The organism is Agromyces sp. SYSU T00194, assembly GCF_040496035.1.
Classification (GTDB): Bacteria; Actinomycetota; Actinomycetes; order Actinomycetales; family Microbacteriaceae; genus Agromyces; species Agromyces chitinivorans.
The window spans coordinates 52,294-75,286 of sequence record NZ_JBEPJZ010000001.1 but is presented as its reverse complement, the minus strand read 5'-3'; the positions used below and the strand labels follow the sequence as shown (position 1 = coordinate 75,286).

The following is a 22,993-nucleotide window of genomic DNA, read 5'->3' as shown; positions in this document are numbered from 1 at the left end:
CGAACGTCGCCCCGTCCCCCCTTGTGGAGGACGCACGCGCGCCCGCTGCGTCGCCCCGGTGCGCGATCGCTCCCGCAGGGTGGTCACTTCTCAGGAGCCCTGGCAGTCGGCGCGGTGAAACTCGCCGCCCGGGAGGCGGGGACGCAAGAACCGTGCATCCTCGGTCGATGACGAGCACGAATCCGTACCCGCCGCAGCCGGGTTCCTGAAAAGGGACACCCGCACCCGGGGAGCGGGGTTCCTGAGACGCGTCACCCACCCGGGCGACGCGGCGCGACGGCGCGGGTCAGGCCGGGGTGTCGCCCGCGGCGAGCGACCGGGGCGCGCGCGCCGAGTCGGCCAGCGGCAGGGTGACGCGGAAGGTCGCACCGCCGCCGGGCGTCTCGACCACGCCGACCGCGCCGTTGTGCGCGGCGACGATCGACGCGACGATCGCCAGCCCGAGGCCCGAGCCGCCGGTCTCGCGCGTGCGCGACGTGTCGGCGCGCCAGAAGCGCTGGAAGATCTTCTCCCGGATCTGCGGCGGGATGCCCTCGCCGTGGTCGACGATCTCGATGGTCGCCGACTCGCTCGCGCGGTCGGTCGACACGACGATCTCGATCGGGCTGTCGTCGGGGGTGAAGCGCATCGCGTTCGCCATGAGGTTCGTGATGACCTGGCGGAGCTTGTTCTCCTCGGCCATGACGATCGCCGGCACGGCCTCGGGCAGGTCGTCCGACAGGTCCGCGTCGGCGCCCTCGAGGTCGAACAGCGGCTCCGGCTCGGCGACGGATGCCGCGTCGGGCGTCACCCCGCGCCGCGGGCGGCGGCGCAGGCGCGCGAGCGTCGCGCCGGCGAACGCGATCGGCCCGGAGCCGGTGGCCGGCCGCGAGGCGGCGTCGCCCTGCTGGCGGGACGGCAGGCTCGTGGCATCCGTCGTCTCGTCGCCGTCGATGCCGCGCGCGAGCACCGACACCGTTCGGCCCTGCGAGATCGCCATCGCGTCGAGCGCGGCGTCGCGCGCGAGCGGCAGCAGGTCGACCCGCGCGAGCGCCAGCGGCTTGGTCTCGTCGAGGCGCGCCAGCTCGAGCAGGTCCTCGACCAGCCCGCCCATGCGGATCGCCTCCTTCTCGATGCGGTCCATCGCCTGGCCGACGTCGTCGGGCGACTGCAGCGCGCCCATGCGGTACAGCTCGGCGTAGCCGCGCACCGAGACGAGCGGGGTGCGCAGCTCGTGCGAGGCGTCGCCGACGAAGCGGCGCATCTGGTCGATGGTGCGCGCACGATCGCGGAACGCGCGGTCGATGCGGTTCAGCATGGTGTTGAGCGAGCGGTTCAGTCGCCCGACCTCGGTGTTCGGCGTGGCGCCGCCGAGGCGCTGGCTGAAGTCGCCGTCGGCGATCGCGGCGGCCGTGTGCTCCACCTCGCGCAGCGGGGCGAACGTCGTGGTCACCAGCATCCGCGTCAGGAGGGCCCCGACCAGCACGACGCCGATGCCGAAGCCGAGGAAGATCGTGAGGTACGCGGCGAGCAGGTTGCGCGACTCGGTCATCGACACCGCGACGAGCACCGGCGCGAAGTTGCCGTGCTGGTCGGCGGTGGCGACGAGCGCGATCGCGTGGAAGTTCGGGTCGCCGTTCACGTCGTTCAGCGTGCGCACCGTGTAGCCGCTGCCGGAGTTCAGCAGTGCCACGTCGGTGAGCGTCAGCTCCGACGGGATCTCGGGCCAGGAGTCGCGATCGTGCAGCAGCCAGTTGTGCGCGACGAAGGCGCCCTCGCCGTCGTAGACCGCGATGAACACGTCGTCGGTGGTGTCGAGGCGCAGGTCCTCGCCCTCGAGCGTCGTGCCCGCGTCGCCGCCGACGAAGTACTTCTCCAGGTCGCCGCGCGCGATGGCCTCGAGCTTCTTGTCCTGCTGGTCCTCCACCCAGCCGCCGAGCATCGTCATGGTGCCGACGCCCGACACGAGCAGGCCCAGCGTGAGCATGAGCACCGTGACACCCGTGATCTTGGAGCGCAGCGAGACGCGGCTCCAACGGTCGGTGAGTGTCTGATGCATGGCGCCGTGAGTCTACGTGCGCGTTCCTGAGTCAGGCCTTGGAGGCCTTGAGCATGTACCCGAAGCCCCGCTTGGTCTGGATGAGCGGCTCGGACGAGTGCTGGTCGAGCTTGCGCCGCAGGTACGAGATGTAGCTCTCGACGATGCCCGCGTCGCCGTTGAAGTCGTACTCCCAGACGTGGTCGAGGATCTGCGCCTTCGACAGCACGCGGTTCGGGTTCAGCATGAGGTAGCGCAGCAGCTTGAACTCGGTGGGGGAGAGCTCGATCGGCACGTCGCCGACGAGCACCTCGTGCGTGTCCTGGTCCATGGTGAGCTCGCCGGTGCGGATCACCGCGTCCTCGTCGGCGTGCATGGTGCGGCGCAGGATGGCGCGGATGCGCGCGACGATCTCGTCGAGGCTGAACGGCTTGGTGACGTAGTCGTCGCCGCCGACGGTGAGGCCGGTGATCTTGTCCTCCGTGTCGTCCTTGGCGGTGAGGAAGAGGATCGGCGCGGTGTACCCGGCCGAGCGGAGGCGCTTGGTGACGCCGAAGCCGTTCATGTCGGGCAGCATGACGTCGAGGATGATGAGGTCTGGTTCCTCCTCGATCACCGCGGAGATGGTCTGCGCGCCGTTGCCGACCGCGCGCACCGCGAAGCCCGCGAAGCGCAGGCTGGTGGTGAGGAGGTCTCGGATGTTGGGCTCGTCGTCGACGATGAGGATGCGTGGTCCGTCGCTCATGATCCCAGTATCTGCGGATTCACTGGAACTTGGCTGTGAGTCCGTCGAACGCGCGTCGATGGGCGGCTGTGGCGCAGCCATGCGTCGCCGGTGCATCGCGCCCGTTCCGGTGCACGGGGCAGGAGCGCGTGGAAGACTCGGCACATGGGAACCACCGGGCGGGCGATCATCGTAGGCGGCGGACTCGCGGCGGCCCGGGCGGCCCGGGCAGCCCGGGCGGCCGGCGCGGCCGGCGAGGACCTCGCCGCGTGAGCGCCGCGCAGGTGCGCCGCATCGCCGGCCGCGAGATCGACTTCGCCCGCCGGGTCGTGGTCATGGCGATCGTGAACCGCACGCCCGACTCGTTCTACGACCGCGGCGCGACCTTCGCGCTCGACGCCGCCGTGGGCGCGGCGCTCGCCGCGTACGCCGACGGCGCCGACTGGGTCGACGTGGGCGGGGCGAAGTTCGCGCCGGGGCCCGCGATACCGGTCGCCGAGGAGATCGACCGGGTCGTGCCGGTCGTGCGCGAGCTCGCCGGCACGGGGGGCATCTCGGTCGACACGTTCCACCCGGACGTGGCGCGGGCGGCGATCGACGCGGGCGCGCACGTGATCAACGACACGACCGGCATCCACGACCCCGCCATGGCCGACGTCGTGGCCGACAGCGACGCGACCATCGTGATCACGCACAGCCTCGCCGCACCGCGCACTCCCCACCCGGCGCCCACGTACGGCGACGTCGTCGGCGAGGTGGCCGACTTCCTGCGCCGCCGGGTCGACGTCGCGCTCGCGCACGGCGTGCCCCCGGAGCGCATCATCGTCGACCCGGGCCACGACCTGAACAAGCACACCCGCGACTCGCTCGAGCTGACCCGCCGCCTCGGCGACATCGTCGCCCTGGGTCATCCGACCCTCGTCGCCCTCTCGAACAAGGACTTCGTCGGCGAGACGCTCGCGCGAGAGCGCGGCGACCGGGTGGCGGGGTCGCTCGCGGCAGCGGTCTGGTGCGTCACGCAGGGAGCGCGGCTCGTGCGGGTGCACAACGTGCGCGAGTCGGTCGACGCGATGCGCATGACCGAGGCGATCCTCGGCTGGCGCGAGCCCGCGGGACCGCTGCGGCACAACCTGCCCGAGGAGTACGAGGAGGACGCCGGATGATCGACCGCGACGCCATGCGCACCGCCTACGCGTACCCCGACGGCGGGGCGCTGCGGGCGAACATGATCTCGAGCCTCGACGGCGCGGCCGTGCTCGACGGGCGGTCGGGCGGGCTCGGCGGCGAGGACGACCAGCAGCTGATGGGCGTGCTCCGCGCGGTCGCCGACGTCGTGCTCGTCGCGGGCGGCACGCTCCGGCACGAGGGGTACGGGGCGCTCCGGCTCGGTCCCGAGCACGCGGCGTGGCGCCGCTCGGTCGGGGAGCCGGCGCACCCGCGGCTCGCGATCGTGTCGTCGAGCCTCGCCTTCGAGGCATCCGACCCGATCTTCGCCGACGCCCCGGCGCGACCCGTCGTGCTCACCCACGCCGGATCGCCCGCGGACCGACGCGCCGCGCTCGCCGAGGTCGCCGACGTGCTGGTGCTCGGCGAGGACGCGGTCGACCTGCCCGCCGCCGTCGCGGCCCTGCGCCGGATCGGACACGGGCGCGTGCTCTGCGAGGGCGGCCCGACCCTGCTCGGGGCACTGGTCGACGCCGGCCTCGTGGACGAGTTGTGCCTCACCCTCGGCCCGGTCGTCGCGGGCGGCGACGCCGGCCGCATCGTCGTGCACGCGGCCGAGCGGGCCAGGCGGATGCACCTCGTGCACGCCCTCCCGTCGGGCGACCTCGTGTTCCTGCGCTACCGCTCCGCGTAGGACCGGGGAGGTCGTCGCTACGCGGCCAACGCGTGCGCGTCGAGGATCGTGTAGCTGTAGCCCTGCTCGGCGAGGAAGCGCTGGCGGTTCTGCGCGAAGTCCTGGTCGACCGTGTCGCGCGAGACGAGCGTGTAGAAGTTCGCCGACAGGCCCGACTCCTTCGGCCGAAGCAGCCGGCCGAGGCGTTGCGCCTCCTCCTGGCGGGAGCCGAACGACCCCGACACCTGGATCGCCACGGTCGCCTCCGGCAGGTCGACCGAGAAGTTGGCGACCTTCGACACGACCAGCACCTGCGTGGTGCCCTCGCGGAACTCCTGGAACAGGCGCTCGCGCTCGTCGACCGGGGTCGAGCCGGTCAGCTGCGGGGCGCCGAGCGCGTCGGCGAGCTCCTCGATCTGGTCGAGGTACTGGCCGATCACGAGGATCCGCTCGCCCGCGTGCTTGGCGACGAGCTCGCGCACCACGTCGAGCTTGGCCGGCGCCGTCGCGGCGAGCCGGTACCGCTCGTCGTCGGCGGATGCGGCGTAGGCGAGCCGCTCCGACTGCGGCAGGTCGATGCGCACCTCGTAGCAGGCGGCGGGGGAGATGAAGCCCTGGGCCTCGATCTCCTTCCACGGCGCGTCGAAGCGCTTCGGGCCGATCAGCGAGAACACGTCGCCCTCGCGGCCGTCCTCGCGCACGAGGGTCGCGGTGAGGCCGAGGCGGCGCCGGGCCTGCAGCTCGGCGGTGAGCTTGAACACCGGCGCGGGCAGCAGGTGCACCTCGTCGTAGACCACGAGGCCCCAGTCGAGCGCGTCCAGCAGCGCGAGGTGCGCGTACTCGCCCTTCCGCTTCGCGGTGAGGATCTGGTAGGTCGCGATGGTGACCGGCTTGACCTCCTTCACCTGCCCCGAGTACTCGCCGATCTCCTCGGGCGTGAGCGAGGTGCGGCGCAGCAGCTCGTCGCGCCACTGGCGCGCCGAGACGGTGTTGGTGACCAGGATGAGCGTGGTGGTCTTGGCGGTGGCCATGGCGCCCGCGCCGACGAGCGTCTTGCCCGCGCCGCAGGGCAGCACGACCACGCCCGAGCCGCCGTCGAAGAAGTTGTCGACGGCCTTGCGCTGGTAGTCGCGCAGGTGCCAGCCGTCCTCGGCGAGGTCGATGTCGTGCGGCGTGCCCGGCGTGTAGCCCGCGAGGTCCTCGGCGGGCCAGCCGAGCTTCACGAGCTCCTGCTTGAGCTGCCCGCGCGCCCACGGCGCGACGAGGAAGCCGGTGTCGTCGATGCGTTCCGCGAGCAGCGGTGCGATGCGCTTGGCCCCGCTGACCTCGGTGAGCACCGCGAGGTCGTCGCTGCGCAGGCGCAGGTCGCCGTCGTCGGTGCGGTCGATCACGAGGCGGCCGTACCGGCCGACGGTCTCGCGGATGTCGACGGACACCGTCGTGGGCACGGGGAACTTCGAGTAGCGCTCCAGCGTGCCGAGCATGTCATCGGCGTCGTGGCCCGCCGCGCGGGCGTTCCACAGCCCGAGCCGCGTGATGCGGTACGTGTGGATGTGCTCGGGCGCGCGCTCGAGCTCGGCGAAGACCGCGAGGTCGTGGCGTGCGTCCTCGGCGAGCGGGTTGGCGACTTCGAGGAGCACCGTGCGATCGCTCTGGACGATGAGAGGGCCGTCGGACATAGCGGTCCAGTCTACCCGCCTCGCGGCGCACGGGGGCGGTCGGCGGGCATCCGCGGTGGCGGGCCGTGCGGGCGGCTGGGGAGGCGGATGCCCCGGCGCTCAGTCCGACGGCGCGTCGGCGACCCCCGCGATGGCGGAGATCGGCAGCGTGCGCTCGATGTCGGTCGCGCGGTCGCGGGCCCGCATGCGCCCGTTCGCGACGCTCGTCGGCTCGAGCACGAAGTCGACGATGTCGCCGCCGGGCATCCGCACGCTCACGGTGACCGCCTCGCGCACGCGTGCGGCGGTCTCGAGGCGGCGCGAGAGCCAGGCCTGCTCGGTGCTGCGGTCGTCGGCGCCGCCGAGCACGCGCTCGACCAGTTCGGCGATGCGGTCGCGCGGCGGTCGCGTGTCGGCCACGCGCGCGACGCGATGCCGCCGGAGCACGACGATCTCGCCGGTGGCGTCCTCGGCCGCGACCGGGTAGCGCGCGTCGCTCAGCGCCCAGAACACGACGTCGGCGCCGAACCGGCTGGTGAGTCGATGCGTCCCGGTGCGCACCAGGCCGAGCGCCTGCAGCGACTGGTCGACCGCGACGGTGCCGATCAGCGCGTCGTCGTCGCTGCGCACGTAGCTGCGGGCGGGCATCTCGTCGGGGGCCACCGAGCCCACGCGCAGGCGGCCGTAGCGCGCGGCGGTCTCGGTCACCAGGTACTCCAGCGGCTGCGGCACGCCCGTCAGCGAGATGCGGTGCAGGAACTCGAGCAGCGTCTCGGCGGTCTCGCCCGATGCCAGTGCGCGATTGACGGATGCCGCCGACACCCGATAGCTCGACGCGAGCTCGCGCGCCTCCACGTCGGCCAGCACCCGCAGCCGCGCGTCGAGCGGGGGAGCGAGGGGCCCGGGAGCGACGATCGACAGGTCGTGCTGCACGTACACCTGCTCGACGTGTCCGGGGAGCAGCGCGCTGGTGGCGGCCACGGCCGTGTCGAGGTCGCCGGCGACGACGGAGCGACCCGCGGGCACGGGAACGCCCGCGACCGTGAGGCCCAGCGCGTCCGCCTCCGCGGTGACGACCCGTGCGCGCTCGTCGAGCCACGCGCCGCCGGCCGGGAAGAACCAGCGCGCCTCCTCGATCAGCGGTGCCGGGCCGCCGAGGCGCGAGCGGCCGGCGATGAGGTCGAGCAGCTCGTCGGGCAGGCGATCGCGCCACGCGGCGGCGAGGCGGCGCCAGCGCTCCGCGGTGTCCGACTCGAGCCAGTCCTCCCCGCGGGGCGTCTCGAGCCAGTGCCCCCCGTCGCGCGTGACCAACTCGCTGCGCGCGGCGAGGTCCATGAGGGCGGGAAGGTCGTCGAGCTCGATGCCCGCCGCGGCGGAGAGGCGCTTGGCATCGGGCAGGGCGAGGCCGCCGCGCACCAGCTCGCGCGCCGGCTCGAGGCTGACGGCGGCGACGACCTCGGCCAACGCGGCGATGGTGCGGAAGGCGCGTTCGGCGGCCAGGCGGTCCACGAGCCCCGTGTCGAGGTCGTCGTCGCGCACGAGCCCTGGCGGTGGCGGCGCGGCGAGCTCGGATGCGCTCGGCAGGTCGGCGGCGATGCGCGCGCGCAGCCGCGCCCCGACCTCGCGCTGCACCAGCAGGCCGTGCTCGTCGCGGAGGAGCAGCAGGCGCGCGTCGAGCTCGTCGAGCCTGCGGCGGGCGTCATCGGAGCCGGGCACGCCCGGCGCCACCGACGGCCAGCCGTCGAGGATGTGCTCGAGGTCGGTGCGGCCGTCGTCGGGTGCGACCTCCACGGCGATCGCGAGGAAGGCGAGGAGTCGCCGGTCGAGCCGCGCGAACGCACGGTCGAGCGCGTCATCGGCGAGCAGCGCCTCGGCGAGGTCGAAGACGTCGTCGATGCCCGAGGGGTCGATCTCGCGCGAGCGGATCGCGGCCGCGACCGACTCGCGCTCCATCGCGCGCAGTCGAGTGGCCAGTGGGAGCATCGGCCGGGATCAGGCCGAACCCCGGCGGGACTCACGTGCCCGTCGAACGCCGTTGACGATGAGGAGCGCGACGAGCAGCAGGAACCCGATCGGGAGGCCGATCAACGGGAGCACGATGATGAACGGCCAGATGCCCTGGCTGAAGCCGTCGTCGTCGCCGACCCCCGCCAGCGTGGCGATCATGACCGCGAAGAACGCGAGGATGGAGAAGCCGACCGTCCCGGCGACCATGTAGGCCAGGACGCGCTCGGCGCGATGGTCGCTGGGTGGGGTGCTCGTCGTCACATGACCAAGGATAGGGCAGGGCCGGATCGGCCTCGCACTAGACTGGGGGGTCGGGGCCGCGGCACTGCCGCGCGCCCGCACGACGATACGAATGAGGGTCAGCAATGCCAACCGGCAAGGTCAAGTTCTTCGATGAGGACAAGGGCTTCGGCTTCATCTCCGGAGACGACGGACAGCAGGTGCACCTGCCCGCGTCCGCGCTGCCCGCGGGCGCCGCGGTGCGTTCCGGTTCCCGCGTCGAGTACGGCGTCGCCGAGGGCAAGCGCGGTGCGCAGGCGCTGTCGGTGCGGGTGCTCGACGCCGGCCCGAGCGTGACGAAGCTGCAGCGTCGTCCCGCCGACGAGATGGCGATCATCGTCGAGGACCTCGTGAAGTGGCTCGACATCACCGGCGGGAAGCTGCGCAAGGGGCGCTACCCCGACCGTGCCGAGGGGCGCAAGATCGCGGCGGTGCTGCGCAAGGTCGCCGACGATCTCGATGCCTGACGAGACGGGCGCCGAGGGCGCCGGCGAGTCCGTGGAGCAGGACACGATGATGGCGGATGCCGCCGCGGCGGACGCCGCCGAGCCGGCCGAGGCGCCGGACGGCGGCACCGAGGCTGAGGCCGAGGTGACGGATGACCGTGCGGAAGCCGAGGGAGCGGATGCCACCGAGCCCGCCCCCGAGCCCGTGGAGCCGTCGGTTGCCGACGAGGTGCTGCTGGCGGCGGTCGACCTGGCGCGTTCCGCGCTGCTCGAGGCCGCGCCCGCCGAGACCGTCGGCGCCCCGGCCGGCCACGTCGTCGACGGCGCGCACCTGCTGTCGCTGCTGTTCGACGCGCGCGTGACCGGGTACCCCGGCTGGAAGTGGAGCGTGACGGTCGCGCGCGCCGACGAGGGCGGCGAGGCACAGGTCCTCGAGAGCCAGCTCGTGCCGGGCGCCGGTGCGCTCCTCGCGCCCGAGTGGGTGCCGTGGGCCGACCGGCTCGCCGAGTACCGCGCCGCGCAGGCGCGTGCCGAGGCGGAGGCCGCGGAGCGCGCCGCCGAGGAGCGCGCCGCCGCCGGCGAGGACGCGGACGGCGACGAGGCGGACGACGTCGACGATGCGACCGGCACCGAGGGCATCGACGACCCCGACGACCTCGACGACGACGCCGAGGACGGCGACGACGCGTACGACGGCGTCGACATCGACGGGCTCGCCGACGCGCAGGCGGACGACGAGTCGGATGACGTCGACGAGGACGACGAGTCGGATGACGACGACGACGAGTCGGATGACGTCGACGAGGACGACGAATCGGATGACGTCGACGAGGACGACGAATCGGACGACGACGATGACTTCGACGACGACGACGACGACGACGACGACGAGGACGAGGACGACGACGAGTCCGATGAGTGACGTCGCCCGGGTCCCGGACCTGCGCTAGCCCGGCGGGCTCACCGTCGACGGCTGCGCTGCACCTGCACCACGACGAGCGCGACCACGCCGAGCGCGATGCCCACGATCGCCGTCGGCACCAGCCACGCCATGCCCGCCGCGGCGATCGGCTCGCGCCAGACCAGCACGCCGACGAGCACGAGCGCCCAGACCGACGTGCCGACGAGCACGGCCTTCCGGGCGTCGGTGCGCACCGGCTCCGGGTCGGGGCGCCGTTCGTCCTCGCTCAGCCAGAACCGCATGGGTGCCTAGCCCTGGTGCTCCAGCACGTGGTCGATGCACGCGGTCAGCGCGCGCACGTCATCGGGCTCGATCGCCGTGAACGTCGCGACGCGCAGCTGGTTGCGACCGAGCTTCCGGTACGGCTCGGTGTCGACCACGCCGTTCTCCCGCAGCGTGCGGGCGATGGCGGCGGCATCCGTCGAGTCGTCGAAGTCGATCGTGACGACCACCTGCGAGCGGTGGTCGGGATCCGCGACGAACGGCGTCGCGACCGGCGAGGCGGCGGCCCAGTCGTAGAGGATGCCGCTCGACTCGCGCGTGCGGGCAGCGGCCCAGGCGAGGCCGCCGTTGCCGTTGATCCAGTCGAGCTGGCTCTCCATCAGGAGCAGGGTGGCGATGGCGGGGGTGTTGAGGGTCTGGTCGAGGCGCGAGTTCGAGAGCGCGTTCGCCAGGCTCAGGAACTCGGGGATGTAGCGGCCCGACGCCGCGACGCGCTCGATGCGTTCGATGGCCGCGGGCGAGACGAGGGCGAACCACAGTCCGCCGTCGGAGGCGAGGTTCTTCTGCGGCGCGAAGTAGTACACGTCGCACTCCAGCGGGTCGAAGGCGATGCCGGCCGCCGCGCTGGTCGCGTCGATCACGGTGAGCGCGCCCGCGTCGCCGTGCACGCGGCGGACCGGCGCCATGACGCCGGTGGAGGTCTCGTTGTGGGGCCAGGCGTACACGTCGACGCCCTCGACCGGCTCGGGGGTGCTGCGCGAGCCGCCGTCGGCGCTGCGCACGTCGGGCGACTCGAGCCACGGGGCGGCGGCCGCCTTGGCGAACTTGCCGCCGAACTCGCCGAACGACAGGTGCTGGCTGCGGCGCTCGATCAGGCCGAAGGCGGCGGCGTCCCAGAAGGCGGTGGAACCGCCGTTGCCGACGAGGACCTCGTAGCCGTCGGGCGCCTGGAAGAGATCGGCGAGGTGCGACCGCACGCGGCCGACGAGCTGCTTGACGGGCGCCTGGCGGTGGCTCGTGCCGATCACGCCGGCACCCGCCGCGAGAAGGTGGTCGAGCTGCTCGGGCCGCACCTTGGAGGGCCCGCATCCGAAGCGTCCGTCGGCGGGCAGGAGCGACTCGGGGATGACGAGGTTCGGCATGCCCCGAGTCTAGCCAGCGCGTGCGCGACGGTAGGCTGTGTGACGGCGCGCTGGGCGGCGGGAGCAGGAGGACCGGTGACCGATCTCATCGACACGACGGAGATGTACCTCCGCACCATCCTCGACCTCGAGGAGGAGGGCATCGTGCCGTTGCGCGCGCGCATCTCGGAGCGCCTCGGGCACTCCGGCCCCACCGTGTCGCAGACCGTCGCCCGCATGGAGCGCGACGGGCTCGTGGTCGTCTCGGGCGACCGCCACCTCGAGCTGACCGCCGACGGCCGCGAGAAGGCGGTCCACGTGATGCGCAAGCACCGCCTGGCGGAACGCCTGCTCGCCGACGTGATCGGGCTCGACTGGGAGTACGTCCACGACGAGGCATGCCGGTGGGAGCATGTGATGAGCGAGCACGTCGAGCGTCGCCTCATCGAGATCCTCGGGCACCCGACGGAGTCGCCCTACGGCAACCCCATCCCGGGGCTCGCCGAGCTCGGCGTCGAGCCGGCGGCGCCGTTCATGCACGGGGTCGTCAACGTCGTGCGGGAGCTGCAGGCGGGTGCCGACCCCGTGTCCGGCATGATCCGCCGCCTGGCCGAGCCCGTGCAGTTCGACCCCGAACTGCTGGCCCAGCTCAAGCAGGCGGGCGTCGTGCCCGGGGCATCCGCCACCTTCTCGATGAGTGACGGGTACGTCGCAGTCGATGTCGAGGGCGTGGAGCCCGGCCTGGAGCTGCCGATCGAGGTCGCGGGCCACATTTTCATCGCGACCTGACCTCGGTGGGCGGGATCCGCGGACTGACGCGGATCCCGGGGTGGGCTGCCCCCCGATCTGGGGGCAGGTTTTCGTTACCCAATCGTGAGAAATTCCGACTCGGAATGTGACATACGCGCGCGAATGACGTAGCGTCACCTCTCAGTCGCCATCACGAAGCCGGATGGCGCACACGAGTCAAGACGTCCCCCTGTCTGTCTCTTGCCTCGTGAAACGTACGCGTGAGCGCACATGGACGGGGTGGTTGCCACAAGCACCGCGGGGGCGCCGGAGGTACGACTTGGCTCGGAAGACTCGCACCGGTTCCACGAAGGACCGCACGAACGGATCCACCCGGATCGCCCGCTCGGGCAACGAGGTCGCCACGCCCGACGCTCCCTTCGCGTCGACCAGGGGCCTGCGCCGCGGCGCATTCGCGAACGTCATCGTGATGTCGGTCGCCGCCGGCATCGTCGGCACCCTCGCCCTCCCCGCCTACGCCTTCGCCCCCGGCTCGAACGACCCGCAGTTCGGCGCCAGCGAGGCGGCACTGCTCACCAAGGCCGAGGCGCAGAGCGTCGACGTCGACGAGGAGGCCGTCGCCGCCGAGATCACCACCGACAGCTACGAGGCCGTCACCAAGGAGGAGATCGACCGGCAGCGCGCCGAGCGCGAGGCCGCCGAGGCCGCCCGACGGGCCGCCGAGGAGGCCGCCGCCGCCCGGGCCGCCGCGAATGCGGCGATGACCTCGTACGGCCAGACCGCCGCCGTCGCATCGACGACCTACGCCGCGCCGACCACCAGCTACAGCCCCGCCGCGGTCTTCGCGACCGCCTCGCAGTACATCGGCGTCCCGTACGTGTACGGCGGCGCGACGCCCGCCGGCTTCGACTGCTCGGGCTTCGTCATGTACGTCTTCGCCCAGTACGGCATCTCGCTGCCGCACTCCTCGTCGGGCCAGGCTGCCTCCGGCACCCGGATCCCGCTCTCCGAGGCGCAGCCCGGCGACCTGGTGATCATGTCGGGCCACGACGGCTTCTACGCCGGCAACGGCAACATCCTGCACGCCCCGTACCCGGGCACCTCCGTGCGGATCCAGCCGATCTGGACCACCAGCTATTACATCGTCCGCATCAACGGCTGAGGCCGGCGGGCGGCGCCCGCGATTGTGAACACCTCGTGACGAGACGCCGAATCGGCGCGCCTCGGGGCCGCCCCGTGCCGTGCGTGGGTTAGCCTGAAGCCCTGACGTCTCGAGTCGATCCGATCGGGAGTAGCCGCATGATCGAGGTACGCAGCATCCACACCGCGGATGAGCGCGTGCAATTCGACCTGCGACACAGCAGTACGCAGCAATGCGCCGGCTCGCTGAGCCATGCGCCGCAAGATCAGGGCATCGTCGTGCAGACGATGCCCTTTTTGCATGCCTGCGACCGCCTCCCGCGACCGGGGCGCCGGAACCGTTCACGCGGCTGGGAGCCATCCAGCCCCGATCGAAAGGCACTCCATGCGCACCCTGGTGCTCAACGCCGGCTATGAGCCGCTGGCGGTCGTCTCGTTCAAGCGCGCGCTCATGCTCGTGATGAACGAGAAGGCCACCGTGATCCGCAGCGACGAGGAGCACCCGGTGCTCGCGACGAGCGGCACGTGGGACCGCCCGTCGGTCATCATCCTGACCAGGTACGTGCGCACGCCGTACTCGCGTCCCATCCCGGTCAGCCGCCGGGGCGTGCTGCGGCGCGACGAGCACCGGTGCGCCTACTGCGCACGGTCGGCGACCACGATCGACCACGTGCTGCCACGCTCGCGCGGCGGACGCGACACGTGGGAGAACCTCGTGGCGTGCTGCTTGCGCTGCAACAACGTCAAGGGCGACCACACGCCGGCCGAGATGGGCTGGGAGCTGCGCTTCACCCCGCGCATGCCGAACGGCCGGAGCTGGCTCGTGCGCGGGTTCGAGCGCCCGTTGCCGCAGTGGGGCGAGTACCTCGAGGCGGCCTGACCAGCGGCTGCACGGAGTTCTCCACAAGGTCGCGACGCGGCGTGTCCCGATCGTGACTTCCGCGGCGGACGTGCCGTACAGTGGGAATCCGTCGCGATGCCCCCAGCACCCGTGACGACAACCTGAGTTCCCCCGCTCCGCGAGTCCGCCGCGCGATCGAGGGTGCCCATCGGAGGACGAAGAGCGTGGCCGAACCCGAGACGAGTGGCGCAGAGCCCTGGCCCTTCGCTGCACTCGCGCCGGAACCCGCCGTCCCCGACCCGAACGCCGGTTTCGCGAGCCGCCGCGAGGCGCGCACCGCCGAGCGCCGCGGCCCGCGCCGGTCGCGTGGCGGACGCAGTGCGGCCCGCAGTTCCTCTCGCTCCGTTCCCGAGCCGAGCATCAGCACGGCGCCCGCCGACGACCCCGTGCTCGCAGCTCCGGCCCCCGCGCCGCGGCCCGCCCCGGCGCCGTCACACACCCCGTCCGCCGTCCGACGGTCGACGAGGCCGACGACCGGTGCCGGCGGCACGACCCGTCCGCCCGCAGGAGCGCCGGCCGCTCGGCGCGGCATGCGCGGCGCCGGCCGCACGGTGGCGACGATGCTGGTGGTCCCGGCGCTCGTCGGCACCCTGGCGCTGCCCGCGTACGCGCTCGTGCCGGGCGACGCCGGATTCGCGTCGTCGGATGCGTTCAACCAGTCGCAGGCCGAGGCGCAGGACATCGTCGTCTCCGACCTCGCCACGACCTCGTCGGTCTCCCGTGACGGCTACGCCGCCGTCAGTGCCGCCGACCTGGAGGCGCAGCGACTCGCCGACCAGCGCGCCGCCTGGGAGGCGCAGGCCGCCGCCGCGCGTGCCGCGGGCGGCTTCTCGGTGGTCGCCGAGCAGGCCGAGGGCGACGACTACCCCTGGTGGAACCAGACCCCGAACGACTACGGCGGCGGGCTCTCGCCGCTCGGCTACTACTACCGCGAGTGCGTGGACTTCGTGGCGTGGCGCATGAACCGCGACGCCGGGTCGACCGGTGCCCCGTGGCGCTGGGTCTGGGCGAACCTCGCGTCGGGCAGCGCCTGGAAGTGGGAGAGCGAGTGGCGCAACCACGGCTGGGTCGTCAGCAGCGAGCCCGTGACCGGCGCAGTGGCGTGGTTCCCGTACAACCACGTGGCGTACGTGCAGTCGGTCGGCGACGGAACGGTCGTGCTCGAGGAGTACAACTGGAACAGCGACCACTCGTACCACGTGCGCACGATCGCCTGGGGCGACGCGATCTACCTCTACCCGCCGAAGTAGCCCGCACCGCCCGGGCGCGGCGCGCTCAGTCCATGCGCAGCAGGCACGCCGGCGACGGCGTGCCGACCGGGTCGCCCACGGGCGACATGCGTCCCGACTCCGGGTCGACGGCGACGACCGAGAGCGAGTCGGACGCCTGGTTCGCGATCACGAGGAACCGCCCGTCGGCGGTGAACTCGATGTCGCGCGGGTGGTCGCCGGCCACCGGATGCTCGTCGAGCAGCTCGAGCGTGCCGGCAGCGTCGTCCGCGCGGATCGTGCTCACCGTGTTCGGGGTGCGGTTGGCGACCGCCAGCAGGCCGTTCGGCGCCCGCCGGATCGCCGACGTGGCGGCATCGCGCCCCGCCATGGTCGAGACGATGGCCGTCGTCTCGCCGGCCTCGGGCGCGTCGAGGTCGACCATGCCGAGCGTGCCGTCGAGCTCGTACGCGACGACCGCGTGCCGTCCGAGCACCACGAGGTGTCGCGGGCCGGAGCCGGGCCGCAGGTGCACGTCGCCGTGCGCGTCGTCGCCTGCGGCGAGCGCCGCCAGGTCGTGCCCGCGCAGGCGGTCGGCGCCGAGGTCGACCACGAGCAGCCGCCCCCGCGCCGCGTCGACCACGGCCTGGTGCGCGTGGGGAGCCTCCTGCCGCGAGGCATCCGGACCGCTGCCCGCATACGCGACGCGCAGGTGCTGCGGGCCCACGCCGCCCGGGCCGAGCGGATGCACCGACAGGCTGCCGCTCGTGTAGTCGGCGACGTACGCCCAGCGCCCGTCGGGGTGCACCGAGACGTGGCACGAGTCGGCGCCGAGGGTCGCCTGCCGCTCGCCCAGCGGTTCCGGGCCGTCGGCGCCGAGCCGGTGGGCCGAGACCGCGCCCGCGTCGAGGTGGTGGGCGACGACGAGGGTGTCGCCGTGGCGCGCGAGGTACATGGGGTCGGGGCCCACGTCGACCGGATCGCCCAGGGTCAGCGCACCGGCCCCGTCCACGGTCACCGGGCGGATGCCGGCGGCGGGGGAGCCGAGGATGCCGGAGGTCGACGCCCCCAGCCAGAACGAGGGCGTCGCGGAGGTGCTCATCACACGATCCTCGCATCGCCGTGCGTCGGCGCCCGGTACGCCGCGCTCAGTCGCCGAGGCCGACCCGATCGGGCACCGCGGTGACGACGCCCGGCAGCCAGGACGACGGGTCGGGCCACGGCCGGCCGGTCGGCAGGCGGCGCAGGAGGCCGGCCAGGGAGGCATCCGCATCGCTGCCCCAGGGGATGACCCGCATGGGCGAGGCCGAGGCGATGACGCCGAGCCACCAGTGCCGCACCGTCGGCGCGAGTGCGTACGGGTCGAGCACGACGTAGTAGTCGGGGATCGCGATCGCCTCGCGGTCGAGGGCGTCGACCGTGCGCTCGATCTCGAGCTCGAGCACGCCGAGCGTGGCGAGGTCGTCGTAGAACTCGCGCCACGCGCTCGCGACGTGCTGCAGCGGATCGTGGTCGTGGAGGACGTACGGCGTGGACGACGAGGCGGTCCAGGCGGTGACCTCCTCGTCGCTGCGGCCCGCGAGGCTGGCGCTGCGCACGTTGGCGAACCCGTCGAGCTCGCCGAGCGCCGCGCCCGCAGCATCGCCGACCAGGACGACGGTGGTTGCGGTGGGGTGCTCCATTTTCGGAGTCTACGTCTGGGCCGCGGGGGTTCGTGTCACGATCGTGTGAACGTTCGAGGCGTGTCGGGCGGATGCGCCTGGGGCGGCCCGTCGCGTGTCCTGACGCCCGCCCGGCCGCGGGTAGACTCGTCGCGCCAGCCTCTGTAGCTCAATGGAAGAGCAGTTGCGTCCTAAGCAAACGGTTGGGGGTTCGAGTCCCTCCAGGGGCACCGTCAGATCAGGTGTGCGTGCAGCTGAAGACCGCGTTCGCGTGCCGGATGTTGACCGACCCCCAGCCGTCGAAGCAGGAGACGCGAGCCTGGACGAAGCCGTCGTGGCGATCGTCGTCGCCGGCACCGACGCCGCTGCGCGCGACGAGGTGGCCGCGGCCGTGCGACGGGGCCTTCCCTGACGCGCCGACCTCGACGCAGGCGAGAACAAGCACGAGGGTGGGTGATCGCCCCGAGCGCCACGGGCGTGCGTCGCGCACGCGATCCACGCGACACTCACTCGCGGACTCCGCCAACGGTGAGAGTATCCCCAGTTCGCGCCCCCAATCGCCGGGACTCGGCGTCGGTCACCCTCGGTGCCGTCGATCCGCCCGACCGGGCCACCGCGCCGCAGCTTGCGATTGAATCGTGCGAGTGATGACGCCATCGCCCGTCTGATGCGCTCCCAACAGGGTCGGTCAGCGTGCGCGACATGCGATCACGAGGCGCTGCAGCGAAAGGCACCCTGACCGGGTAGGGGATGCCGCACTACGATGACGCCCTGCGGGTGGGCGAAGGTGTCGCCCGAGGTCGAAGACAGGGTTGCCCTGGAGGTGATCGTCTGCGTGACGAAGGCCTGGATCTGGACGTTCAGCTGTCCGTTGACGTTGCCTGTCGCATCCACCACCACGGAGAACGTGTAGCTATTCGAGGACGACCCGGTCAACGTGATCGGTCCGGAGGACGAGACCGCGTCGACCGAGTTGGAGCTTCCGTCATGCTCGACGATGAGCTGAAGCACGGAGTTCGGCGTCGCACCCGTGACGCTGATCGTGTAGTTCCCGTTGTACGTGCGCGTGTCTACTTCCTCGGCGCAATGCCCGTAGACTCCGCCGACCACCGGCATGCTCGCAGCGAGTGCCGGCACGGTTGCGGCGATTGCGATGGCGGGAACCGACCACGCCGCAGCCTTCGCCACGGTACGGCGGGAAACGTGGACGGAGTCGTGCGAGTTTGCGGAGCCGTTCATCTGGAACCTCTGACTTTCGAGTGAGCAGGCTGTGTCAACTATGCAGACCCACTGATGGTCCGTTCGTCAATAGTTGACGGATTGGAACGCTATCAGGGCTGTCCACTGCTGCAACTATTGTCGTGTGAACGGCGTGTGAAATCTGCCGCGGAAGACTCGCCGCCAGAGCACGGATGGTGCTGCTAGGCAGGCATCGCGGCCGCGGCGTGCACCGACGCCAGGGCAGCTCGCAGGCCTCCACGAGGGTCCAGGACGATGTCGGCGTGCGCCGCGGTGAGTGCGTTTCCGCGGTCGGTCGCGCGGAAGGTCGGCTCGGATGCGCCGACCGGTTCGACCAGTTCCCGCTCTTCGAGTGCGGCGAGCGCGACCTCGATGGTGTCGCGCGGGAGCAGCAGCAACTCGGCGATCCGAGCGGGCGACGTGGAGCGCAGGTCGCAGACCACCCACAGCGCGAACCGCTGCGACCAGTGCGTGACCCCGCGCTCGCGTTCCTCCTCGACCAGGCGCGGGACGACGCCCACGCCGTACGCAGCGAGACGGTCCGCAGCGATTGCGGGCGTCACGGGTGTGGGGGCGTCCGAGCCCTCGTCGCCGACGATCGTGAGCAACTCGTCCGCGAGCGGCGCGATCACCGGCAGCACCGACCGGATCGACTCAGAGTACGTGGCCATCTCGCGTCGGCCACGAGCGGAGAGGCGCACTCGCACGTAGCGGCGATCGTGCGCCTCCACGCGCCGGGTCACGATGCGATGGCGATCGAGATCCGCGAGCGCGCGGGAGATGACGCTCCGATCGACCTCCAGGAGCTCCGCCAGGACGCTCGGCGCGATGCCGGCCGGGTTCGCGTCGAGCTGCACGAGGATGCGATGGGTGAGGTTCGAGGCGGGCGAGCCGGCGATCGCGGGCGGCGAGACGGCGTTGAGGTGACCGGTGATCCGCGCGGCGAGCACGAGCGCGCGCGCTCCGATCTCGCCCGATCCGCCGGGGTCATCCATGCGACGAGTCTAGGCGGGGTCCCCGATGCGGTTCGCGGGGCGGTGGATTGTCGAATGGGCGCGCGGCGAAGGGGTGTCAACTATTGACCCATGCGATAGCGTTCCCCTGACCCGCTCCACGAGGAGGGAACGGCGAAGCGGGTCACGGGGGAAGTCCATCGCGTCCCGTCCCGGCCCAACGCTCGGGACGGGACGTCCCGCCCCGGTCGCCGAGTTCCGCACATGACAGAGACCCCTGCGCCGGCACGGCCGGCCGCCGCCACGACGACGTGGCTCATCGCCGGCATCGTGTGCGCGCTCGCACCCGTCTGGCTGTTCGCGATCGCCGCGTTCGTCGGGCTCGGGCCCGCGAGCGCCACCCTCGTGTTCGCACTGCCCGTCGTCGTGTCGAGCGTCGTCGCGATACTGGCGTTCCTGCGGCTGCGGAAGGTCGGCGCGCGTGGAGCGGCCCTGACGGTCGGCATCCTCACGATCGTGTTCGGCGTCGTGGGGTACTTCCTCTGGATCAACCTCGCGTGGACGGGCATGCAGTTCGGCGACGGGCCGCTCTGACGCGCTCGGTCTGTGGATACGGCACGCCTCGCGGCATCCGCTGCCTAGGCTGACCGGGCGGCCGTCGACCCCTGGCGCCGCGGGACGGAGCGAGGATGCCGGACGACTCGACACCGGAGCCGATGAGCCCGGGCGGGTTCCTGCGCTTCTACCTGCGCGGCGGGTACGTGATCCCGGTGCTGATCTCGCCGTTCGCCGGTCTCTTCACCGAGGCCGAGCCTGTCGGGATCGCGCTCATCGGCGCGGGCGTCCTCGTCGTCACGCTCGGGCTCGCGTTGGCGTCGTACCGTCGGCACCATGCCGCGCGGCACTACGAGGCGCCGACCCTGCAGGCGGCGGGCGAGCTGCCGGCGTCGGCGCTGACGCCGCCCGACCGGCTCGAGCGTCGTCGAGGACTCGCGATCGTCTGGTGGGCCCTGGTGCTCGGCAGCGGTGCCGCGGTCGTCTGGGGGTTCGCGGTGCTCATCGGCGCCGGTGGGTTCTCCGTCTCCTCGACGCTGCTGCCGTACGAGCTCCTCGCAGTCGTCATCGCCGTCGGCTGGTTCATGGTCGCGGCCCAGTTCGTCTGGATGCGACCCGTGCTCGCGCGGAACGCGCGGCTCGCCGCGAGGCATCCGGATGCCCTCGTGCTCACCGGGTACCAGGGCTCCTCCGACGGCATCTCATCGGGTGGAGTGCTCGACCAGGTCACCGACGCCGGGCGGGCGTGGTGGCGGGTCGGCCTGCCCCGGATATTCACCCTGCTCGTCGACGCCGACGGCATCGGGTTCTGGCGCGGCGGCCTGCGCCCCCGGCGGCAGTACCACGTGCCGTGGCGCCTCGTCGCGCGCTGCGCCCCGTCGTTCGTCACGACCGGGGACTCCCGATCGACCGGTCCGCGCCCGGGCGTCGAGCTGAGCCTCCGCGAGTACGACGGCGACGAGTTCCTCGGGCTGCACCTCGTCGAGTTCCGCCCGGCGCGCGCCAACCTCTGGGTGGGCAACCCCTACGGTTCGCGCGAGGTCGTCGAGGCGGTCGCGGCCGCGATCGACGCCCGCCACCCCGAGGGAGACCGCCGGTTCCGCGGGTACACGGTCGACGAGCTGCGCAAGGTGATCGCCGAGCTCGAGTCCGGCGGTGAGGACGAGATGGTCGCCGAGACGCTCGCCGAGGCGCGCGCGTGGATCGCGGCGCGCGGCGGTGCGGTGCCGCCCGGCGGGGACTGGCTGCTGGAGCGGCTCGCCGTCGACAACCTCGGGACGTAGGTCCCCGCCCGGCGTCGCACGGGGCGGGATGCTCGATGTACGCGACACCGACACGGGAACGGACGACATGACCACCGATGCACGACCTGGCGACACCGAGGCGACCCGTTCGCGCCTGCTGGCATGGTGGTCGCTCGCGCTGTTCCCGGTGTCGTTCGTCTCCGCGTTCCTCGTCGGCGAGTGCGTGCCCGCGCTGCTCGGCCACCCCGACGCGTCGGCCGTCACGACACCGGCGTGGGTGGTCGTGGTCGCCTTCACGCTCGCGGTGCTCGTGCTGGCCGCACCGCTCGTCGTCACGGTCGTCTTCAGCAACCGGGCCGCAGCCCTCGGCGCACCCCGGGCGCGGATGCCGATGCTCGTCGCCCTCGTCGTCATCGGCGGCTTCGTCGTGGTGAACGTGCTGAGCGGACTCATGACCCTCGTGTTCGGCTGACGCGGCGTCGTCGCATCCGCACCGGGCAGGATTCGAGAAGTCCGCGGAGCCGGCCGCGCGTAGCCTGAATCCGTCACGCCGGGGCACGGCCCCGGAACGCAGGAACGGAAGGACGACGGCGCATGGCCGAGGAACAGGGCGGGTTCTCCGCCGAGGAGAAGGCGGCGATGCAGCAGCGCGCCGAGGAGCTCAGGTCGACGAAGGGGCTCAAGGGGGCCGCGAAGCTCGCCCGGGAGCTCGAGGCGTGCATGGACGCGATCGAGGCGCTCGCCGGCATCGACCGCACCGTGGCGACGACCTTCCACCGGATCGTCTCCGAGGAGGCGCCGGACCTCAACCCGAAGACGTTCTACGGCTTCCCGGCGTACGCCGACGCCGACGGCAAGGTCGTGATGTTCGTGCAGCCCAAGTCGAAGTTCGACACGCGCTACCCGACCGTGAACTTCGACGAGCACGCCAAGCTCGACGACGGCGCGATGTGGCCGACGTCGTTCGCGGTCATCGAGGTGAACGCCGACGTGGAGCAGGCGCTCCGCGAGCTGGTGGCGCGCGCGATCGGCTGAGCGGCATCCGCACCCACAGGGTGCAGGGCGCGTCGGGGTCGGGCCGCGATACTGGACGGATGACCCCGACGGACGCCCCCGACGCGGGCCTGCGACGCGCCGTGCTCGTCGTCGCGATCCTGAACGGCGCGTACTTCGGCATCGAGTTCGCGGTCGCGGTGGCGATCGGCTCGGTGTCGCTGCTCGCCGACAGCGTCGACTTCCTCGAGGACGCGAGCGTCAACCTGCTCATCTTCTTCGCGATCGCCTGGGCGGCGCGGACGCGCTCGCTCGTGGGTCGCGGCCTCGCCGTGCTCATCCTCGTGCCGGCGCTCGCGACGATCTGGATCGCCGTGGCGAAGATCCTCGACCCGCAGCCGCCTGAGGTGGGCGCGCTCAGCCTCGCCGCCGCCGGCGCGCTCGCGATCAACCTGCTGAGTGCCGTGCTGCTGGTGCGGCACCGCCATCACGCGGGGTCGCTGCCGAAGGCTGCCTGGCTGTCGGCGCGCAACGACGCGCTCGCGAACCTCGCCATCATCGCCGCGGCGCTCGTGACGCTGGTCTGGCAGTCGGGCTGGCCCGACATCGTCGTGGGCATCGGCATCGGCCTGCTGAACGCGGATGCCGCGCGCGCGGTGTGGCTCGCGGCGCGCGCCGAGCGGCCCGGCGTCGAGGAGGCGGAGGCCTGAGTCGGGGCGCGTCCGCCCGGGGCATCCGCTCAGCGCATCCGCTCAGGAGTGCCAGGGGAGGGGAGCGAACCCGCCCGGCCCGTGGGCGTCGAGGAACGCCCGGTGCACGGCCTCGCACGAGCGGCGCAGCGTCGTGAAGGAGCCGACGGACACCTCGCCGAACCAGGCGCGGTAGCCCACCTCGTCGCCGCGGCGCACGATCGTCACCCGGCCGTACTCGCGGCCGAGCGAGTCGATCAGCACCCAGTGGCCGGCTGCCGGCTCGGATGCCGCGAGGATGGGATGCCATCGCGGAGGGGCCTCGGGCACGCATGCTCCTCGTCGTCTCGACCGTTCGGAGCGCGCCGGCCCGCGCGAGTCGATTCTA

Annotated in this window: 26 protein-coding genes and 1 tRNA gene; 14 read left to right on the top strand and 13 right to left on the bottom strand. The window is 72.4% G+C overall.

The window, feature by feature from the left end:
• Positions 1-286: 286 nt before the first annotated feature.
• Entirely contained in the window at positions 287-2,038 is a 1,752-nt protein-coding gene (locus tag ABZK10_RS00390; RefSeq protein WP_353807205.1) for a sensor histidine kinase, read from the bottom strand.
• A 31-nt stretch (positions 2,039-2,069) separates the two neighbouring features.
• Positions 2,070-2,762 carry a response regulator transcription factor gene (locus ABZK10_RS00385; protein WP_286310138.1) on the bottom strand — a complete coding sequence of 231 codons (693 nt, stop codon included), beginning with the start codon at positions 2,760-2,762 and terminating at the stop codon, positions 2,070-2,072.
• A 314-nt stretch (positions 2,763-3,076) separates the two neighbouring features.
• Here ABZK10_RS00385 and folP point away from each other — a divergent pair, with 314 nt between their 5' ends.
• Together folP and ABZK10_RS00375 are read left to right on the top strand one after the other, a co-directional pair.
• Positions 3,077-3,904, top strand: a complete 828-nt coding sequence (gene folP, locus ABZK10_RS00380; protein WP_353809575.1) for a dihydropteroate synthase — start codon at positions 3,077-3,079, stop codon at positions 3,902-3,904.
• Complete coding sequence (locus ABZK10_RS00375; protein WP_353807204.1) at positions 3,901-4,599, top strand: pyrimidine reductase family protein; 699 nt, start codon at positions 3,901-3,903, stop codon at positions 4,597-4,599. The genes folP and ABZK10_RS00375 overlap by 4 nt, the downstream gene beginning before the upstream one ends.
• Positions 4,600-4,616: 17 nt before the next feature.
• On the opposite strand, the gene ABZK10_RS00370 is transcribed toward ABZK10_RS00375, so the two are convergent.
• From ABZK10_RS00370 to ABZK10_RS00360, 3 genes are all read right to left on the bottom strand, one after another.
• A complete protein-coding gene (locus ABZK10_RS00370) occupies positions 4,617-6,257 on the bottom strand; it encodes a DNA repair helicase XPB (protein WP_353807203.1) in 1,641 nt (546 codons plus the stop codon).
• A gap of 99 nt (positions 6,258-6,356) precedes the next feature.
• Positions 6,357-8,189: a helicase-associated domain-containing protein gene (locus ABZK10_RS00365; RefSeq protein WP_353807202.1), complete on the bottom strand. Its 1,833-nt coding sequence runs from the start codon at positions 8,187-8,189 to the stop codon at positions 6,357-6,359.
• 39 nt (positions 8,190-8,228) lie between these two features.
• The gene (locus ABZK10_RS00360; RefSeq protein WP_353807201.1) at positions 8,229-8,504 is read right to left on the bottom strand and encodes a hypothetical protein; all 276 of its coding nucleotides are present in this window, start codon (positions 8,502-8,504) and stop codon (positions 8,229-8,231) included.
• Positions 8,505-8,608: 104 nt separating this feature from the next.
• On the opposite strand from ABZK10_RS00360, the gene ABZK10_RS00355 reads away from it, so the two are divergent.
• Together ABZK10_RS00355 and ABZK10_RS00350 are read left to right on the top strand one after the other, a co-directional pair.
• A complete protein-coding gene (locus ABZK10_RS00355; protein ID WP_353807200.1) occupies positions 8,609-8,989 on the top strand; it encodes a cold-shock protein in 381 nt (126 codons plus the stop codon).
• The gene (locus tag ABZK10_RS00350; protein WP_353807199.1) at positions 8,982-9,890 is read left to right on the top strand and encodes a DUF3027 domain-containing protein; all 909 of its coding nucleotides are present in this window, start codon (positions 8,982-8,984) and stop codon (positions 9,888-9,890) included. The genes ABZK10_RS00355 and ABZK10_RS00350 overlap by 8 nt, the downstream gene beginning before the upstream one ends.
• Positions 9,891-9,928: 38 nt before the next feature.
• On the opposite strand, the gene ABZK10_RS00345 is transcribed toward ABZK10_RS00350, so the two are convergent.
• Together ABZK10_RS00345 and serC are read right to left on the bottom strand one after the other, a co-directional pair.
• Positions 9,929-10,171, bottom strand: a complete 243-nt coding sequence (locus tag ABZK10_RS00345; protein WP_353807198.1) for a DUF2530 domain-containing protein — start codon at positions 10,169-10,171, stop codon at positions 9,929-9,931.
• A 6-nt stretch (positions 10,172-10,177) separates the two neighbouring features.
• A complete protein-coding gene (serC, locus tag ABZK10_RS00340) occupies positions 10,178-11,293 on the bottom strand; it encodes a phosphoserine transaminase (RefSeq protein WP_353807197.1) in 1,116 nt (371 codons plus the stop codon).
• Between the two features lie 75 nt (positions 11,294-11,368).
• On the opposite strand from serC, the gene ABZK10_RS00335 reads away from it, so the two are divergent.
• The 4 genes from ABZK10_RS00335 (at position 11,369) to ABZK10_RS00320 (ending at position 15,313) form a co-directional block, all read left to right on the top strand.
• Entirely contained in the window at positions 11,369-12,061 is a 693-nt protein-coding gene (locus ABZK10_RS00335) for an iron-dependent transcriptional repressor DtxR (RefSeq protein ID WP_353807196.1), read from the top strand.
• 280 nt (positions 12,062-12,341) lie between these two features.
• Positions 12,342-13,184 (top strand): C40 family peptidase, encoded by an 843-nt coding sequence (locus ABZK10_RS00330; protein ID WP_353807195.1) that lies wholly within the window; start codon positions 12,342-12,344, stop codon positions 13,182-13,184.
• A 363-nt stretch (positions 13,185-13,547) separates the two neighbouring features.
• Positions 13,548-14,042 carry an HNH endonuclease gene (locus ABZK10_RS00325; RefSeq protein WP_353807194.1) on the top strand — a complete coding sequence of 165 codons (495 nt, stop codon included), beginning with the start codon at positions 13,548-13,550 and terminating at the stop codon, positions 14,040-14,042.
• A gap of 581 nt (positions 14,043-14,623) precedes the next feature.
• Positions 14,624-15,313, top strand: coding sequence for a CHAP domain-containing protein (locus ABZK10_RS00320; RefSeq protein WP_353807193.1), 690 nt, complete (start codon positions 14,624-14,626; stop codon positions 15,311-15,313).
• 25 nt (positions 15,314-15,338) lie between these two features.
• On the opposite strand, the gene ABZK10_RS00315 is transcribed toward ABZK10_RS00320, so the two are convergent.
• Positions 15,339-16,373 carry a lactonase family protein gene (locus ABZK10_RS00315; protein ID WP_353807192.1) on the bottom strand — a complete coding sequence of 345 codons (1,035 nt, stop codon included), beginning with the start codon at positions 16,371-16,373 and terminating at the stop codon, positions 15,339-15,341.
• Positions 16,374-16,419: 46 nt separating this feature from the next.
• Positions 16,420-16,953: a hypothetical protein gene (locus ABZK10_RS00310; protein ID WP_353807190.1), complete on the bottom strand. Its 534-nt coding sequence runs from the start codon at positions 16,951-16,953 to the stop codon at positions 16,420-16,422.
• Between the two features lie 137 nt (positions 16,954-17,090).
• Between ABZK10_RS00310 and ABZK10_RS00305 the strand changes: the two genes are divergently transcribed.
• A tRNA-Arg gene (locus tag ABZK10_RS00305) sits at positions 17,091-17,162 on the top strand.
• 8 nt (positions 17,163-17,170) lie between these two features.
• Here the strand turns inward: ABZK10_RS00305 and ABZK10_RS00300 are convergent.
• The 3 genes from ABZK10_RS00300 to ABZK10_RS00290 all read right to left on the bottom strand — a co-directional run bounded on the left by ABZK10_RS00300 (position 17,171) and on the right by ABZK10_RS00290 (position 19,166).
• The gene (locus tag ABZK10_RS00300; protein WP_353807189.1) at positions 17,171-17,422 is read right to left on the bottom strand and encodes a hypothetical protein; all 252 of its coding nucleotides are present in this window, start codon (positions 17,420-17,422) and stop codon (positions 17,171-17,173) included.
• Between the two features lie 218 nt (positions 17,423-17,640).
• The gene (locus ABZK10_RS00295; RefSeq protein ID WP_353807188.1) at positions 17,641-18,171 is read right to left on the bottom strand and encodes a hypothetical protein; all 531 of its coding nucleotides are present in this window, start codon (positions 18,169-18,171) and stop codon (positions 17,641-17,643) included.
• A 182-nt stretch (positions 18,172-18,353) separates the two neighbouring features.
• Positions 18,354-19,166 (bottom strand): MarR family winged helix-turn-helix transcriptional regulator, encoded by an 813-nt coding sequence (locus ABZK10_RS00290; protein WP_353807187.1) that lies wholly within the window; start codon positions 19,164-19,166, stop codon positions 18,354-18,356.
• Positions 19,167-19,388: 222 nt separating this feature from the next.
• Here ABZK10_RS00290 and ABZK10_RS00285 point away from each other — a divergent pair, with 222 nt between their 5' ends.
• The 5 genes from ABZK10_RS00285 to ABZK10_RS00265 all read left to right on the top strand — a co-directional run bounded on the left by ABZK10_RS00285 (position 19,389) and on the right by ABZK10_RS00265 (position 22,626).
• Entirely contained in the window at positions 19,389-19,718 is a 330-nt protein-coding gene (locus ABZK10_RS00285) for a hypothetical protein (protein WP_353807186.1), read from the top strand.
• 95 nt (positions 19,719-19,813) lie between these two features.
• Positions 19,814-20,962, top strand: coding sequence for a hypothetical protein (locus ABZK10_RS00280; RefSeq protein ID WP_353807185.1), 1,149 nt, complete (start codon positions 19,814-19,816; stop codon positions 20,960-20,962).
• A 67-nt stretch (positions 20,963-21,029) separates the two neighbouring features.
• Positions 21,030-21,395: a hypothetical protein gene (locus ABZK10_RS00275; RefSeq protein WP_353807184.1), complete on the top strand. Its 366-nt coding sequence runs from the start codon at positions 21,030-21,032 to the stop codon at positions 21,393-21,395.
• A 122-nt stretch (positions 21,396-21,517) separates the two neighbouring features.
• Positions 21,518-21,958 carry a hypothetical protein gene (locus tag ABZK10_RS00270; RefSeq protein ID WP_353807183.1) on the top strand — a complete coding sequence of 147 codons (441 nt, stop codon included), beginning with the start codon at positions 21,518-21,520 and terminating at the stop codon, positions 21,956-21,958.
• A gap of 59 nt (positions 21,959-22,017) precedes the next feature.
• Positions 22,018-22,626, top strand: coding sequence for a cation efflux transmembrane domain-containing protein (locus tag ABZK10_RS00265; protein ID WP_353807182.1), 609 nt, complete (start codon positions 22,018-22,020; stop codon positions 22,624-22,626).
• A 42-nt stretch (positions 22,627-22,668) separates the two neighbouring features.
• Here the strand turns inward: ABZK10_RS00265 and ABZK10_RS00260 are convergent, their stop codons facing one another.
• Positions 22,669-22,935: a hypothetical protein gene (locus tag ABZK10_RS00260; RefSeq protein WP_286310110.1), complete on the bottom strand. Its 267-nt coding sequence runs from the start codon at positions 22,933-22,935 to the stop codon at positions 22,669-22,671.
• Positions 22,936-22,993: the final 58 nt, after the last annotated feature.